Source organism: Collinsella sp. LCP21S3_A3, from assembly GCF_052118905.1.
In the GTDB taxonomy this organism is placed as follows: Bacteria; Actinomycetota; Coriobacteriia; order Coriobacteriales; family Coriobacteriaceae; genus Collinsella.
In genome coordinates this window covers 71,688-87,114 of record NZ_JBQKGH010000002.1, presented here as the reverse complement: position 1 = coordinate 87,114, position 15,427 = coordinate 71,688, and the positions used below count along the sequence as shown (strand labels likewise).

13 protein-coding genes and 1 tRNA gene are annotated in these 15,427 nt (G+C 61.9%); 13 read left to right on the top strand and 1 reads right to left on the bottom strand.

Translation table 11 applies throughout. The features are described from left to right. The first annotated feature begins 39 nt into the window (after window positions 1–39). The 5 genes from ACTQ0H_RS01605 (at window position 40) to rbr (ending at window position 3,404) form a co-directional block, all read left to right on the top strand. Window positions 40–507, top strand: coding sequence for a YfcE family phosphodiesterase (locus tag ACTQ0H_RS01605; RefSeq protein ID WP_441537687.1), 468 nt, complete (start codon window positions 40–42; stop codon window positions 505–507). 412 nt (window positions 508–919) lie between these two features. Then, a tRNA-Asp gene (locus ACTQ0H_RS01600) sits at window positions 920–997 on the top strand. Between the two features lie 341 nt (window positions 998–1,338). After that, complete coding sequence (locus ACTQ0H_RS01595) at window positions 1,339–1,824, top strand: RrF2 family transcriptional regulator (protein ID WP_154518481.1); 486 nt, start codon at window positions 1,339–1,341, stop codon at window positions 1,822–1,824. A gap of 21 nt (window positions 1,825–1,845) precedes the next feature. Further along, entirely contained in the window at window positions 1,846–2,751 is a 906-nt protein-coding gene (locus ACTQ0H_RS01590; protein ID WP_441537686.1) for an adenine glycosylase, read from the top strand. A 113-nt stretch (window positions 2,752–2,864) separates the two neighbouring features. Further along, window positions 2,865–3,404 carry a rubrerythrin gene (gene rbr / locus ACTQ0H_RS01585; protein ID WP_441537685.1) on the top strand — a complete coding sequence of 180 codons (540 nt, stop codon included), beginning with the start codon at window positions 2,865–2,867 and terminating at the stop codon, window positions 3,402–3,404. Window positions 3,405–3,643: 239 nt separating this feature from the next. Here the strand turns inward: rbr and ACTQ0H_RS01580 are convergent, their stop codons facing one another. Then, a complete protein-coding gene (locus ACTQ0H_RS01580) occupies window positions 3,644–3,829 on the bottom strand; it encodes a hypothetical protein (protein ID WP_154518490.1) in 186 nt (61 codons plus the stop codon). A 26-nt stretch (window positions 3,830–3,855) separates the two neighbouring features. Between ACTQ0H_RS01580 and ACTQ0H_RS01575 the strand changes: the two genes are divergently transcribed. From ACTQ0H_RS01575 to ACTQ0H_RS01540, 8 genes are all read left to right on the top strand, one after another. Continuing rightward, window positions 3,856–4,278, top strand: a complete 423-nt coding sequence (locus ACTQ0H_RS01575) for a hypothetical protein (protein ID WP_441015560.1) — start codon at window positions 3,856–3,858, stop codon at window positions 4,276–4,278. 120 nt (window positions 4,279–4,398) lie between these two features. Then, on the top strand, window positions 4,399–5,754 hold the full coding sequence (locus ACTQ0H_RS01570; protein WP_441537684.1) for a DNA recombination protein RmuC: 1,356 nt from the start codon (window positions 4,399–4,401) through the stop codon (window positions 5,752–5,754). Between the two features lie 127 nt (window positions 5,755–5,881). Beyond that, window positions 5,882–7,684: an ABC transporter ATP-binding protein gene (locus tag ACTQ0H_RS01565; RefSeq protein WP_441537683.1), complete on the top strand. Its 1,803-nt coding sequence runs from the start codon at window positions 5,882–5,884 to the stop codon at window positions 7,682–7,684. Window positions 7,685–7,747: 63 nt separating this feature from the next. Next, a complete protein-coding gene (gene nth, locus ACTQ0H_RS01560) occupies window positions 7,748–8,413 on the top strand; it encodes an endonuclease III (RefSeq protein ID WP_441537682.1) in 666 nt (221 codons plus the stop codon). Between the two features lie 118 nt (window positions 8,414–8,531). Beyond that, window positions 8,532–9,578 (top strand): zinc-ribbon domain-containing protein, encoded by a 1,047-nt coding sequence (locus tag ACTQ0H_RS01555; protein WP_441537681.1) that lies wholly within the window; start codon window positions 8,532–8,534, stop codon window positions 9,576–9,578. Window positions 9,579–9,763: 185 nt separating this feature from the next. Further along, window positions 9,764–13,396: a transcription-repair coupling factor gene (gene mfd, locus ACTQ0H_RS01550; protein ID WP_441537680.1), complete on the top strand. Its 3,633-nt coding sequence runs from the start codon at window positions 9,764–9,766 to the stop codon at window positions 13,394–13,396. Between the two features lie 56 nt (window positions 13,397–13,452). Beyond that, the gene (locus ACTQ0H_RS01545; protein ID WP_441537679.1) at window positions 13,453–14,316 is read left to right on the top strand and encodes a phosphatase PAP2 family protein; all 864 of its coding nucleotides are present in this window, start codon (window positions 13,453–13,455) and stop codon (window positions 14,314–14,316) included. A gap of 45 nt (window positions 14,317–14,361) precedes the next feature. Further along, window positions 14,362–15,387, top strand: a complete 1,026-nt coding sequence (locus tag ACTQ0H_RS01540) for a threonine aldolase family protein (RefSeq protein ID WP_441537678.1) — start codon at window positions 14,362–14,364, stop codon at window positions 15,385–15,387. Window positions 15,388–15,427 lie beyond the last annotated feature (40 nt).

The following is a 15,427-nucleotide window of genomic DNA, read 5'->3' as shown; positions in this document are numbered from 1 at the left end:
TTGTATGAATACACCAAATCGTTTTGCGGAAGGGATCCCATGAACAGTGCAAGCGCCAAGCGCATCGACATCATCTCGGACACCCACGGTTATCTGTCGCCCGCGCTTTTAAATGAGTTGAGCGGCGCGGACCTGATTATCCATGCCGGCGATCTTACGTCGGAGATGGACTACGAACATCTGCGAACCATTGCCCCCGTGCGAGCGGTTCTGGGCAATAACGACTACTACCGTGATTACGGCCCCGAAGTGGACCGTCTGGCGCTCTTTAGCTACGAGGGCCTTAAGTTTGCCGTAGCCCACTACCGCGAAGACCTCCCGGTGGGATCCGTGGACGTAGCCATCAACGGTCACACTCACGTAACCAAAGAAACTCAAGTAGGCCGCTGCTTGGTCCTCAACCCCGGCAGTGCTAGCTACCCCAGAGGCACCCGAGGCCCCACCATGGCCAGAATGCTCGTCAAGGACGGCAAGGTCTTAAGCGTCAAGTTTATTGACTTAGATTAACCGCAACAAAAACGGGGGATGCACAATGCATCTCCCGTTTCCATTTGAGCCAAAGGCCGAGCTTCAACAAGAACAATCAGACCAACCCCGCCGAGGAGCACGCGGGCTAGCCGCGCAGCGGCGCACGCCCGCAAAACTGGTTGAACATAGTGACGGCAGGGAGGGTCTCCGGGGCCGGCTGGCGCGGGTTACGTTTGTCGCGAGTTCCGCACGCAAAGGAAAGCACTTAATGTGCTTTCCGTCTTGCGCAGGACTGTAGAGCAGCAAACTTAACCCGCGCCAGCCGGCCCCGGAGACCCTCCCGGAGGGACCCAAAAAATATTTTCAAAAAAGTTGTTGCGCGGCGAACAGACTTCTGTGTATACTAATCCCCGCAGCGCACGCGAGCGGAAACAAACGCGAACGACTGCCTGGGGAGTTAGCTCAGTTTGGTTAGAGCGCCGGCCTGTCACGTCGGAGGTCGCGGGTTCGAGCCCCGTACTTCCCGCCAACGCAATTAAAGCCACGTCTTCGGACGTGGCTTTTTGCGTTTAATAGGACAACCGCTCGGCCGTCCCTTTCATTCTGCTCCTTGTTTCCGAAATGCGGAAATGAATTAAGTATATCGGTTTAAACGGGGGGGGTTTGTTGCGCAACACTCGTTCAACGAAACAGGGGGGTTAGGTTATACTAAATTCCACTGCAGGCCTAATCTGATGCAATTTGCTTTGGATTCGACCTTCAGCGGACATCTAGTTCACTATTTGGTTGTCCCGGCGGTTATTTAGCGTCTCGACGTAAGCTCGGCCCCGGAGCCCGTTCGAGCTGTTCGTATTCCTTGAAAGGGGAAACATGGACATATCGAGGAAGACTGATTATGCCCTCCGCATGCTTGCGATGCTTGCCGAGGAGCCGGAGCGGTTGCTTTCTGTTCGCACTGCTGCCGAAGAGGTCAATGTTCCGTATTCGTTTGCCCGTTCGATCCAACACGGTTTGGTTCAGGCCGGTATTGTGGAGAGCCTGCGTGGCGTCCACGGCGGTATGCGTCTTAAGGTCAACCCGAGCGAGGTCACTATCCGTCAGGTCGTCGAGGCCGTTCAGGGCCCTATGGTTATGAATGATTGCACGGCACTCGATGGCGACTGTGCGCGCAGGGGCACGTGCTGCTATCATCCCCTGTGGGCTGGGGCCCAGGCGCTGATGCGTGACTACCTCGATTCCGTTTCGCTGGACGATGTCGTCGCTCGCCGCCAGTTCCCCGCCGTCGATCCCAAGTTCGCCGACCGCGACGCCTTTCCCGAGTATGCCGTTTGCGCGTGTGCTTGCCGGGAGGAGTAGCGCCGCATAAGGAGCATAGCTATGATTCAGGACCCCTTTCGTTCGATGATTCGTTCGGAAGGGGTTCTGCGTTATCGCGACCTTCCGTGGCGCCGCACACGCGACCCGTACATCATCTGGCTTTCCGAGGTCATGCTGCAGCAGACGCAGGTTCCACGCGTAGAGACGCGCATGCCGGCATGGCTCGACCGCTTTCCGACCGTGCATTCTCTCGCCCAGGCCGCTCCTTCTGATGTTTTGGACGCTTGGCAGGGCATGGGCTACAACCGCCGTGCTTTGGCGCTCCATAAGGCCGCGCAGCGACTCGTGGAGGACTGGGATGGGGAGTTTCCGCGTGATACACGCGACCTGGTCGCGCTGCCCGGTATTGGGCCCGCAACGGCGCAGGGCATTCGGTCGTTTGCGTTTGATCTTCCGGGAGTGTACCTGGAGACCAATGTGCGCACGGTCTTTTTGCATCACTTTTTTCCTGACGTTCCGTCTGTTCCCGATCGCGAGCTGGTGCCGTTGATCCAGGCGGCCTGCCCGGCGGCGCCCGGTGCGGCGGCGGATGAGGTCGCTCCCTTTGCCGTGCCGCTCGACGATGCCGATACGCCGCGCGCGTGGTATTACGCGCTGCTGGATTACGGCGCGTATCTCAAAAAGACGCTGCCCAATCCGTCTAGGCGCTCGGCGGGCTACAGCCGCCAGTCCAAGTTTGAGGGCTCGCGTCGGCAAAAGCGTGCCCATATCGTGCGCATGCTGCTTGCAGCTCGCGACGGACAGCAGGCGGGCATAACGCTTGTTGAAGCTGTTGCAGGCGTTAACAAGATGGAGGCCGCAGCGGGTCGCGAACCGGTTGGTTGCGATTTTATTGCGGGCATTCTTGCCGACCTGGAGCGCGAAGGCTTTTGTCGTGCCGAAGGCGAGCGCTGGCTGAGTGTGTGATGACGCGAATTTGCAGAACAGGATAGTAAGGTTTAGATTCTCGGCATGAGGGTATCCTAAAGGCAATGCCGCTCAAAGTCTATGGGCGGCGCGTATTGAAGGGAAGTACACCTATGGATTTTGAGAATTCTCAAACCAAGAAGAACCTCGAGACCGCTTTTGCCGGTGAGTCCCAGGCGCACACCAAGTATCGTTACTATGCATCCAAGGCCAAAAAGGACGGCTACGTTCAGATTTCGAATATCTTTGCAGAGACGGCGGGCAACGAGTCCGAGCATGCCAAGCTGTGGTTTAAGTACCTGCACGACGGTGCTGTTCCGGATACGCTGGACAACCTGCGCGATGCCGCCGCGGGCGAGAACTACGAGTGGACCACGATGTATGACGAGTTCGCCAAGACCGCCGAAGAGGAGGGTTTTGACGAGATTGCCGCGAAGTTCCGTGGCGTTGGCGCTGTCGAGAAGGCTCACGAGGAGCGCTATAACAAGCTCGTCGAGCGCATTGAATCGGGCGAGGTGTTTGAGCGCGAGGGCGTAAAGGTGTGGAAGTGCCTGAACTGCGGGCACCTGCATGTTGGTGCCAAGGCGCCCGAGGTGTGCCCGGTTTGCAACCATCCCAAGGCGTACTTTGAGGAGCAGGTGGTGAACTACTAGCGCTTGGCGCTGGCTGCTGCGGAGCGCGGGGCGGGAGGCCGGATTGCCTTCCCTCCCCGCTCACGGCTTCGCAGGGTCGCGTTGAGGGAAGGCAATCCGGCCTCCCTCCCCGCGCCCCGGCGTTGGGTCGTTGCGTGCTCGCTACAGAAAAGCTGATTAGAAGTTTGCGTGCCGCCCCTTTTGGGGCGGCACGTTTTTGTGTGGGGTCCCTGTCTTCACAATTTCCGTCAAGCTTTTGGTTAGGTTTTGGTCGGATGGCGCAAGGGCGAGAGGGCAAAAGATTGCTGGCGAAAAAAGCTCAAAGAAAGTGCTGGTAGGGGAGTTGTTGAACTTTTCGACAGTTTTCTGACAAAAGAATCTTTGCGGCTATTGCCGCGGATTTCATTGCCGCGGCCGCGATGGTGCGGGATGCTGGGCGCAAGCATCGAATGCTCCTATTGAGGAGGCCAACATGGATCTGTTTCTTGAGACCCCGCAGCAACAAGCCGAGCGCATGCTGCGCCAACAGCAGCGGCTTATGGAGATGCAAATGCAAGGGGCAGCCGTCCAGCCTCCTGCGCAAAACGCCGCGCCCGCGGTATCGCCTGCGGGTGAGGTGGACCCAGGAGCCTATTCCGTACAGCAAGATTCATATGCGCAGGAGCTTGCGTTCGACAAGCGTCGTGCGCGTCGCCGTCGCTGGGCCCAGCGCCTGCGTACGCTGGCGATGATCGTGCTGATCCCGTTGGGACTCGCGGCAATCTTCTTGGCCTCATATGCCCTCACGTGCATTCTCAACGGCGCCTCGCCCAGCGAAGTGCTCCAACATTTGACAGCTCTCGGCCAGCGCCTGGGCGATGTCGTAACAACCATCCGCGCCGGCTGGGAGAGTTAGCGTGCCAGTATTCATAGCGCAAAGGTAACTTGATGCGCCGCCGGCCACGCGCTGCATATGACAGGGTAAGATTGATCGCGGTTTTGTTTGATGATCGATTGGGTTTGTTGGGCGGAGTCTATGTCTGCTGTTGATATTGTGCTGGTCGTGATCGCCTTGGTAGCGGTAGGAGTGGCTGTGGCTTGCGCCCTGCAGCTCAAGGGCCTTCGCGCCGAGCTGCGAGAGCGCAGCGATGGCGGTGCGGAGGCGCTGGCGGCACTCGAGCAGGCCAACAACGCGCTCGATGCCCTGAACGTCGCGCTGGCAGAAACCCGCCGCACGGCCAATGCCATCGCGCAGCAGCAGACGACAGATGCGGCCGTGGAGCAGCAACGTTACCTGAACATCGCACGCGAGTTTTCGCAAGCTGGTGACCGGATGGATGACCTGCGCCGCGAGACGGCCCAACAACTCGGTGCCAACCGCGAGGGCATCGAGCACCGCCTGGACAAGGTGCGCGAGACGGTCGATGCCCAGCTGGGTGCTATCCGCAAAGATAACAACGTGCAACTCGATCAGATGCGCGCGACGGTGGACGAGAAGCTCTCCCGCACGCTCAACGATCGCCTGTCGGCATCGTTTAAGCAGGTGAGCGACCAGCTCGAGGCCGTGTACAAGGGCCTGGGCGACATGCAGTCCATCGCCACCGGCGTGGGCGACCTTAAGCGCGTGCTGGGCAACGTAAAGGCGCGTGGCATTTTGGGCGAGGTGCAGCTGGGTGCAATCCTGGCGGACATCCTTACGCCCGACCAGTATCTGGAAAACGTCGCCACCAAGCCCGGCGCCTCGGAGCGCGTTGAGTTTGCCGTCAAGCTGCCGGTAGACGAGGGCGATCCCGTGCTGCTGCCGATCGACTCCAAATTCCCGGGCGATGCGTACGAGCATCTGCTCGACGCCCAAGAGTCGGGTGACGCTGAGGCCGTCGCCGCTGCGCGTAAGACGCTCGACGCCATGGTCAAGCGCGAGGCCAAGGACATCTGCGAAAAGTACCTGAGTGTGCCGGCAACGACCAACTTTGGCATTATGTTCGTGCCGTTTGAGGGGCTGTACGCCGAGGTTGTCAGTCGTCCGGGACTTATCGAGACCCTGGGCCGCGACTATCACGTCAACGTTGCCGGCCCTAGCACCATGGCGGCTATCCTCAACAGCCTGCAGATGAGCTACCAAACGTTTAGGCTGCAAAAACGCACCGATGACGTGCTGCGCGTGCTTTCTGCCGTCAAGGCCGAGCTGCCGCGCTATCAGGCGGCGCTGCGCCGCGCCCAGCAGCAAATCGAGACCGCGGGAAAGACGGTCGAGGGCATCATCACCACGCGCACCAACGTCATGGAGCGCAAACTCAAGGACATCGACGCGCTGGAAGACGCCGACCAAGCTGATGAGATCTTGGGACTCACGCCCGCGGGCCTTCCCACAGACCAAGAAGACGAGGAATAATTACAACAAGACGGTGGGGCGCCGGCGCAAACGCGGGCGCCCCGCTGCTTTTCGCATCGTGCTTGCCTGAAGTGCGCTTTAGTATGCAACAATGACGTTTAGCCCCGCCATATGTGAAAGGAAGCCCATGTCACAGAGAAGCACCAGTCCGCTCAAACGCTCAACCGTGCGCCGCACGCTACAGCGTTTCTGGGACGTTACGCGCACGCAGCCGCTGATCGTCTTTCTCTCGGTGTTCTCGTCGGCGGGCTACATCTTTTTGCTCACGTTTGCCAACACCTACGTGATGGCGCTTATCGTCGACCGCGTCCAGGCCGGCCCCGTGGCGGGCGACCGGGTGTTTGAGGTCTTTGGCCCCTACATTCTGGCGCTCGTGCTCGTTAACCTAGTGGGCCAAATCCTCTCCAAGCTGCAGGACTACACCGTCTACAAGCTCGAGATTGCGGGTAACTATCACTTGGCGCGCCTGTGCTTCGACACGCTCTCCAATCAATCCATGACATTCCACACCAGCCGTTTTGGTGGATCGCTTGTGAGCCAGACGAGCCGTTTTATGAGCGGCTACACGGGGTTGGTGGACGTGACGGTGTATTCGCTCATTCCCACTATCACCTCGGTTGTCTGCACGGTGGCGGCGCTCGCTCCGGTGGTGCCGACGTTTACCGTGATCCTGGTGGGCATTATGGTCGTCTACATCTCGTTTGTCTGGCTCATGTATAAGCGCATCATGCCGCTTTCGGCCGCGACGTCCGCCGCGCAGAACAAACTGTCGGGCGTGCTTTCCGACGCGGTCACGAACATCCTGGCCGTCAAGACCTGCGGGCGCGAAGACTTTGAGCGCGACCTGTTCGATAGCGCCGACCGCGCCGCGCGCGACGCCGAAACGGTTTCGATGCACGCCATGATGCAACGCAACTTTACGACCTCGGGCCTTATCGTCATCACCATGGCCGTGGTGAGCGTGTTCGTCGTGGGCGGCAACGCGTGGTTTGGCATCTCGGCCGGCTCGCTCGTCATGATCTTTACCTATACGTACAACCTCACCATGCGTCTGAACTACGTAAGCTCCATGATGCAGCGCATTAACCGCGCGCTGGGCGATGCGGCCGAGATGACGCGCGTGCTGGACGAGCCGCGTCTGGTGGCAGACGACGAGAACGCTCCCGAGCTCAAGGTGGGCGAGGGCGCGATTGATTTTGAGCACCTGAACTTTGCATACCGTGACGCCGCGGCGGGCGAGAGCGTGTTCGACGACCTGACGCTCCATGTGGCGGCGGGTCAGCGCGTGGGCCTGGTGGGCAAATCGGGCTCGGGCAAGACGACGCTCACCAAGTTGCTGCTGCGCCTGGACGACGTACAGGGCGGTCGCGTACTCGTGGACGGTCAGGATGTCTCGCGCTGCACGCAGCAGAGCCTGCGCCGCCAGGTTGCCTACGTGCCGCAGGAGGCGCTGCTGTTTCACCGCTCCATTCGCGAGAACATCGCCTACGGCCGCCCCGACGCCACCGACGAACAGATCCGTGAGGCGGCCCGCTTGGCCAATGCCCTGGAGTTTATCGACCGCCTGCCCCGGGGCTTTGACACCATGGTGGGCGAGCGCGGCGTTAAGCTTTCGGGCGGTCAGCGCCAGCGCGTGGCCATCGCCCGTGCCATCCTCACCGACGCGCCGATTCTGGTGCTCGACGAGGCGACCTCTGCCCTGGACAGTGAGTCCGAGGCGCTGGTGCAGGAGGCGCTTGAGAACCTGATGCGCGGCCGCACCTCCATTGTGGTGGCACATCGCCTGTCCACCGTGGCGGCGCTCGACCGCATCGTGGTGCTGGCGGACGGCGAGATTGTCGAGGACGGTACGCATGCGCAGCTTGTCGAGGCAGGCGGCGAGTACGCAAGCTTGTGGGGCCGCCAGACCGGCGCATTTTTGGAGGCGTAAAGACCCCATACGTGGGACAATCGTGCCCATAGGTAAGTTATGCCGCTGATCCGAGGAGTCGTTATGCCACGCGAGACCAATGCCGCCAAGCGCGAGCGCGCCGTTGAGGTGTGCGAGCGCCTTAACCGTCGCTATGGCCCGGTTGAGTGTTTTTTGGACCACGAGAATCCCTATAGGCTGCTCATAGCGGTGTTGCTCTCGGCGCAGACGACCGACGCGCAGGTCAACAAGGTGACGCCGAAGCTGTTTTCCCAGTGGCCCACGCCCGAGGCCATGGCGGGGGCGAGCGTTGCCGATGTGGCAGATACCATTAAGTCGCTCGGCTTCTATAAGAGCAAGGCCAAGCACGCCGTTGAGGCCGCGCAGATGATCGTCGCCGATTACGGCGGCGAGGTGCCGGCCGACATGAAGGAGCTTGTCAAGCTGCCGGGCGTTGGGCGCAAGACGGCGAACATCGTGCTCAACGTGGGGTTTGGCATTGTCGAGGGCATCGCGGTCGATACGCACGTCAACCGCATCGCGCACCGTCTGATGCTGAGTCCCAAGACGCACGCCAAAGAGCCGCTCAAGACCGAGCAGGATCTGCTCAAGATCTTGCCGCACGAGTATTGGGAGTCGGTCAACCACCAGTGGATCACCTTTGGCCGCGAGATCTGCGATGCCCGTAAGCCCAAGTGCGACGAGTGCCCGCTGGCGGATTTGTGCCCCAGCGTGCGCGTGACGGGGTAGGGGCTACCGCGTTTTGCCGGCGTCCGAAGGCTGTGGCCAATGTTGCGCAACACATTTGGGCCGCGAAGGCTCAATATGATGGCGACAGATGCCGTTTGTTGTGAGGGGATGCTCGAATATGTTTTGCACCAAGTGTGGTTCCGAGATGCCCGATGGAACTGAATATTGCACGAACTGCGGGGCGCGCATCGGCGTTGCCTCCCCGGCTGCCGCGCCCGCCGAGCCCGCACCGATGCCGGCGGCAGGGATGCCTCCCGTGCAGAAGAAGTCGCATAAGCGCGCGGTGATTGTCGGCATGTGCGTGGCGGGCGTGCTCGTTGCCGGCGGTGCCGCCCTGGCGCTGACCGGCGTACTGGGTCCGCTTGGGCAGGGCAACTCGTCGCAGATTACGGTGCTGGGGTCCGACGAGGGTTCGGCCGAGCGTGAGGACCAGGGAAGCGCCAAGAAGAAGCCTGCCGCCGACGAGGACGAGGCGGAAGGGCCCGAGCAGACGGGCAGCAGCGTAAAGGTCGACCTCAATGACCAGGCAACCTATGCCGCCGCAAACCTGTTTCTGTCGAACTTTACGGAGGGGCACTTCGATCGGGACTGGTATCAGACGGGTACTTTCGATTCGACTGATGGGCTTTCGGATGACGAGAAATATAAGCTGGTCAAGTTTATCTGGTGCCATTTTATTGACAACGCGCCGTATCGAATCGAGAAAGGCGACTATGACAACGGTAATCGCCAGCGTATGGCGACTGATGTGGTCAATAGGGAACTCAGCCGCTTGACGGGCCTGACGCTTTCCGATGCCGATATGACGTATGACAGAACGCCGGAGGGGCAGGCGATTCCTGATTCGGCCGAAGCACATGACGGGTACCTGTATTTGAAGCAGGAATACGGCCAGGGAAATTACAACCCAGCGTGTGCCATCGTTACGGGCGCGACTGACCTTGGCGATAACATCTACGAGCTCACCTATGAGGTCTACAGTGCTGGCGGTTCGTTACTTCCTTCCGACATCCCCGAGAGCACCTACGGCCTGCCAAAGGATCAGTTCATCGCTGCAATTCAAGCGGACGCATCTAGGGGCCGTATCGAGACTTGTACGGTCCGCGTCGCGCAGGGTGACGGCGCTCCGACCTTCACACTGCTTAAAATGGGCGTCTACGATTAGACTCGGCGTATGGCTCACTCTGATAACGCCAAGCGGCTCGTCCGTCTGGCGTTTTTTGCGGGGCTGGGCGTACGCTTGAGCTGGAGTCCTCTCCATGCGCTACCATGACAAACAATGATCTTTGACGCACGACCCGCCGAGCTTGCCCCGGCGGGCTTTTGGCGTTGCGATGCCGGAGGAACAGCATGCTCATTCACCGTATAGCCGCGCAGCTCTACACTGCCGAGGCCTTGCAGACCGTCGAGGCCGGGCTCGACGCCGGCGAGGATGTGACGCTGGCCGTGTCGCAGTCGGGCCGCACGCTTATGGCGGCTGCTCAGTTTGCGCGCCGCCCGCGCCCTACGGTCTACATTGTGAGCGGCGAGGACGCGGCCGATCGCGCCGCGCGCAGCCTTGCCGCCTACGTGGGCCTGGCGCACGTGTGCCGCTTTCCCGAGCGCAAGGACTATCCGTGGCGCGAGCAGGCGCCCGACGATGCCGTGGTGGCGCAGCGCTGCGAGGCTCTGGGGCGTATCGTGCGCGGGGACAACTGCATCATGGTTGCCTCGGCCCGTGCATTGCTGCGTTGCGTGCCGCCAGTCGAGAGCCGCTACTGGGAGTCCACGACCTTTGCGGTGGGCGAGGAGATTCCTTTTGACGAAGTGCCGCAGCGCCTGGTGGGCATGGGCTACACCAATGCCGGCGCCGCCGACGCACCCGGCCTGTTCCGCGTGCACGGCGACACCGTCGAGGTATTCCCCGCACAAGAGAAAGCGCCCGTGCGCATTGAGTTCTTTGGCGACGAAATTGATCGCATTCGCCGTATGGTGAGCTCTACGGGCCAAACCATCGGCAACGAGGACAGCATCGAGATCTTCCCGTGCCGCGAGCTGGCGCTTACCGACGAAGCCGTTCACAACATGCACGTGGCGCTCTATCGCGCAAGCCAGAGCGACAGCAAGCTGGCGGCGCTGCTCGAGATGGTTGATGCGCGTATCGTCACACCCGAGCTCGACCGCTTTTTGCCGGTGATGTACGGCCAGACCGTGAGCCCGTTGGCGCACGTGAGCGGCAAGGCGCTTGTGGTTCTGTCCGAGCCGCGCTCGCTGTTCGACGACTGCCTGCGTGCCTACGAGGATATCGAGGCGCGCGCCGGCGAGGCGGGGATTGACCGCTTGGACGGCCTGTACGTGCGCGCCCAGCAGCTCGACTTTGGTGCTCAGCAGCGCCTGAACTACGTGAGCCTGATCCGCGCCGGCGGTGCGGTTACGGCAGAGCTCAAGATTGAGCAGCCGGCTATCGCAGGCTCGGACAACCGCTTTATGACGCGTGTTCAGGAAGTCGTGGGCAAGCGCTATGCCTGCGTGTTTGCCATTCCCGACCGCGGAGCGCGCGAGTCGATGGAGCTTACCTTTGGCGACGAGGGCATTACCTTTGAGGAGTCGCTGACGGCCGCCCCCGAAAACGCCGGCGTCATTGGCGAGCGCGTACGCGTGGCAGCGGCAGATTCTGCCGACCGTGCTGCCCGCCAGGAGGCCCATGCTGCAATTCGCGAGCGCAAGGCCGACGCGCTCAACGCCCGCTCGCTCGAGGCGGGCGCCGCCCAGGCTGCCGCCGGTGCTGCCGTACCCACCATCTCGCGCGGACGCGTGACCTTTGTGGATGCTGCCCTGCCGCAGGGCGTGGTGGTGCCCGATGCCAACCTAGCCGTGTTCTCGATCGCCGATCTCAATGCCCGCATGGACGCCAACCGCGCGCGCAGCCGTCGCAAGGTGGACATTACGCAGATCACGTTTCCGTTTAAGCCGGGCGACTACGTGGTGCACGCTACCCACGGCATCGCGCTCTTTAGCGAGATCGCGCGCCAGGAAGTGGGCGGCAAGGAGCGCGACTACTTTTTGCTGGAATATGCCGACGGCGACAAGCTCTACGTGCCGCTCGAGCAGGTCGACCGCATCACGCGCTATGTTGGTCCCGACGGCGACAAGCCGCGCCTGACTAGGCTCAACACCGCCGACTGGACGCGTGCCACCAACAAGGCGCGCAAGAACGCCAAAAAGCTGGCGTTTGACCTGGTCGATCTGTATACGCGCCGTTCGTCGATTACCGGTGTCGCCTGCCCGCCCGACACGCCCGAGCAGATCGAGATGGAGGAGAGCTTTCCTTACGACGAGACGCGCGACCAGCTGGAGGCCATCGCCGATATTAAGGCCGACATGGAGGCGCCCAAGCCCATGGACCGCCTGCTGTGCGGCGACGTGGGCTTTGGCAAGACCGAGGTCGCCCTGCGCGCGGCGTTTAAGTGCGTGGACTCCGGCCGTCAGGTCATGGTGCTCTGCCCCACGACCATTCTGGCCCAACAGCACTACGAGACCTTCTTTGAGCGCTTTGCCCCGTTTGGCCTCGAGGTCGAGGTGCTCAGCCGCTTTCGCACGCCGGCGCAGCAGAAGCGCGCGCTCAAGGCGTTTGCCGAGGGCACGATCGACGTGCTCATTGGCACGCACCGCCTGCTTTCGGCCGATGTGAACCCCAAGAACCTGGGTTTGGTGATCATCGACGAGGAGCAGCGCTTTGGCGTGCAGCACAAGGAGCAGCTCAAGAACCTGCGCGAGCAGATTGACGTGCTCACGCTTTCGGCCACGCCTATTCCGCGAACCATGCAGATGGCCACGAGCGGCGTGCGCGACATGAGCCTGATCACCACGCCACCGACCGGGCGCCGCCCCGTGATCGTGCACGTGGGGGAGTACGACCCCGACGTGGTGAGCGCGGCGATTCGCCTGGAGGTGGGCCGCGGCGGCCAGGTGTACTACGTGTCCAACCGCGTCAAGACCATCGACGACGCCGTGGCACGCGTGCACGAGGCCGCGCCCGAGGCGCGCGTGGGCGTGGCGCACGGCAAGATGAGCCCGCGCGAGGTCGAGGACGTGATGATCGAGTTCGCGACCAAAAAGATCGACGTGCTCATCGCCACGACCATCGTGGAGAGCGGCATAGACAACGCGACCGCCAACACGCTGATCATCGAGGATTCGCAGCGCTTGGGCCTGGCACAGCTCTACCAGCTCAAGGGCCGCGTGGGCCGTTCTTCCACGCAAGCCTACGCGTACTTTATGTTCCCGGGCGAGCTGCCGCTCACCGAGGAGGCTACGGCACGCCTGACCGCACTCTCCGAGTTCCAGGACCTGGGCAGCGGCATGCGCATCGCCATGCGCGACCTGGAGATCCGCGGCGCCGGCTCGCTCATGGGCGCCGAGCAGCACGGCAACCTGTCGAGCGTGGGCTTTGACCTGTTTACGCAGATGCTGGGTCAGGCCGTGGCCGAGGCGCGCGGCGACGACGATGCCGGTGTGGAGGCGGCGAGCGTGGGCATCAACCTGCCGGCCGACTACTTCTTGTCCGAGGAGTACCTGCCGGCGGTGGATCAGCGCGTGCTCGTATACCGTAAGCTTGCGGCGGCCGGGGACCTGGAGAGCATCGACGAGGTGCAGGAAGAGACCGAGGCCGCGCATGGCGAGCTGCCGTTGGCGGGACTCAACCTGTTCAATCGCGCGCGAATCCGCATTCGCGGCGAGCGCCTGGGGCTCGAGAGCGTTACGCTCAGTGGCGGTCGCATCACGTTTTTGGGCGTCGACGTTCCCAAGAAGGTGGCCTATGAGCTTAAGACCCGCTATGGCGCGGTAAACTTCCCCAAGAGCCGCAAACTGTCGGTGCCCTACAAGGCGGGCGCCGGCGCGGGCAGCGGCCTGGGTCGCGGTCTCGACGCCAACGACGGCACCGGCCCCGTGGCCGCGGCACTCATGCTGCTGCAGCAGCTGGGCACGTCCGACGATGACTAACGGGTCGACGCCGTAAACGCCCCATTTGGGCAATCTGGTTCCATCGAAAGGAAAGCATGTTCGGGTACATCTATAAAAAAGATGCCGCTGCTATCGCGGCTATCCTTGCCCTCTGCCTGGGCGTGGGCAGTTTCTTCGATTATCAGATCTCGAGCGCGCTGTTCAACATCGGCAGCGTGTACGGCCGCTTTATCGAGGCGACCGGCGAGCTGCCGTTTGAGCTGACGGCGAGCGTCGCGGGCGTTATGCTCGTGCGCGCGGTGCGTCCCGACTCCAGGGGGAGCAAATGGCTCGCCGTGCTCGGCATCCTCGTCAATGTTGGCCTGACCGGCTACGAGATCGTTTCGTCCCTGAGGGTTGGCGGCAAACTCATCGTGGCTCAGTTGGTGCTGACGTTTGTGCTGGTCATCGTCGCCAACCTTATCGTCTATCGCCTCACGCGCACGACCGAGCCCGACGAGCTCACACGCTGGGCGCTCATGGTGCTTGCCGTGTGGGTCGCTCAGGCCATCATCCTCAACGTGATCGTCAAGCCGCTGTGGTCGCGCCCGCGCATGCGCGTGGTCGAGGTGACGCCGGGGCTCGAGTTTCAGCCGTGGTGGGTGATCGGCAACCCCGACAAGCGGGCCTATATTGCCGCCGGTGTAGTCAAGGACGGCTTTAAGTCGTTTGCGAGCGGACACGCGGCGCACGCGGCGATCGGCCTTATGCTCGCCGGGCTTCCCGCAGCGGCCTTTAAGGAAAAGCCGTCGCGCCGTCGTGTGGTCTTTTGGACGGCGGCTGTGGTTGTGGCGTTCGTCGCGTTTGGCCGCATCGTGATCGGAGCGCACTTTTTGAGTGATGTGAGCTGCGGTTTTGCTCTGGTGCTGGCACTTGAGTGCCTTGCCGCGCGCATTGCCTATCCCAGCGGCGTACAATAGCTCCGTTTGAATCATCTGGCCGATACCCGGTAAGAGAGGATTGCCATGCTCGCGTTTAACAACGATTATTCCCACGGCGCACACCCGGCGGTGCTGCAGGCGCTCGTCGACACCAATATGGAGCCGCAGCCAGGATACGGTACCGATGCACATACCGAGCGTGCCAAGCAGCTTATCCGCGAGGCCTGTCAGGCCCCCGATGCCGACGTGTTTTTTCTGGTGGGCGGCACGCAGGCCAACGCGACGGTGATCGACATGCTGCTCGCGCCGTACGAGGGCGTCGTTGCTGCCGAGACCGGCCACGTCGCCTGCCACGAGGCGGGCGCCATCGAGTTTGGCGGCCACAAGGTGCTCACCATCCCCGGCTACGAGGGCAAGATGCACGCCGAGGACCTTGAGAACTATATCCAGGTGTTCTACGAAAACGAGAGCTACGAGCACACGGTGTCCCCGGGTGCCGTGTACGTGAGCCTATCGACCGAGTACGGCACGCTGTACTCCAAGGCCGAGCTCGCGGCGATTCACGCAGTGTGCCAGAAGCGCGAGATTCCGCTGTTTGTGGATGGCGCCCGCCTGGCCTATGCGCTGGCGGCCGATGAGTGCGACATTACCCTGCCCGAGCTGGCGCAGCTGTGCGACGTGTTCTACATCGGCGGTACCAAGTGCGGCGCGCTCTGCGGCGAGGCTGTGGTGTTCTGCGGTATGCACGCCCCGGCGCATCCCATTCCGCGTATCAAGCAGCATGGCGCGCTGCTTGCCAAAGGCCGCCTGACGGGCGTGCAGTTCGAGGCGCTCTTTACCGACGGCCTGTATTTTGAGATTGGTCGCCAGGCGATCGAGACGGCTCAGGCGCTTCGTCGCGTGTTGCACGAGCGCGGCTACCAGTTCTTTTTGGAGACGCCGACCAACCAGCAGTTTGTGATTCTGCCCAACGAGGACATGGCCCGCATTCGCGAGCATGCCTCGATTGAGTACTGGGAAAAGTACGACGAGACCCACACGGTGGTGCGCTTTTGCACCAGCTGGGCCACGACGCAGGAGGACATCGACGCGTTGGCGGCTGTCCTGTAGCCTGATGTAGTGACAAGGGGCTGCCCTGCGCCTGAGCTTG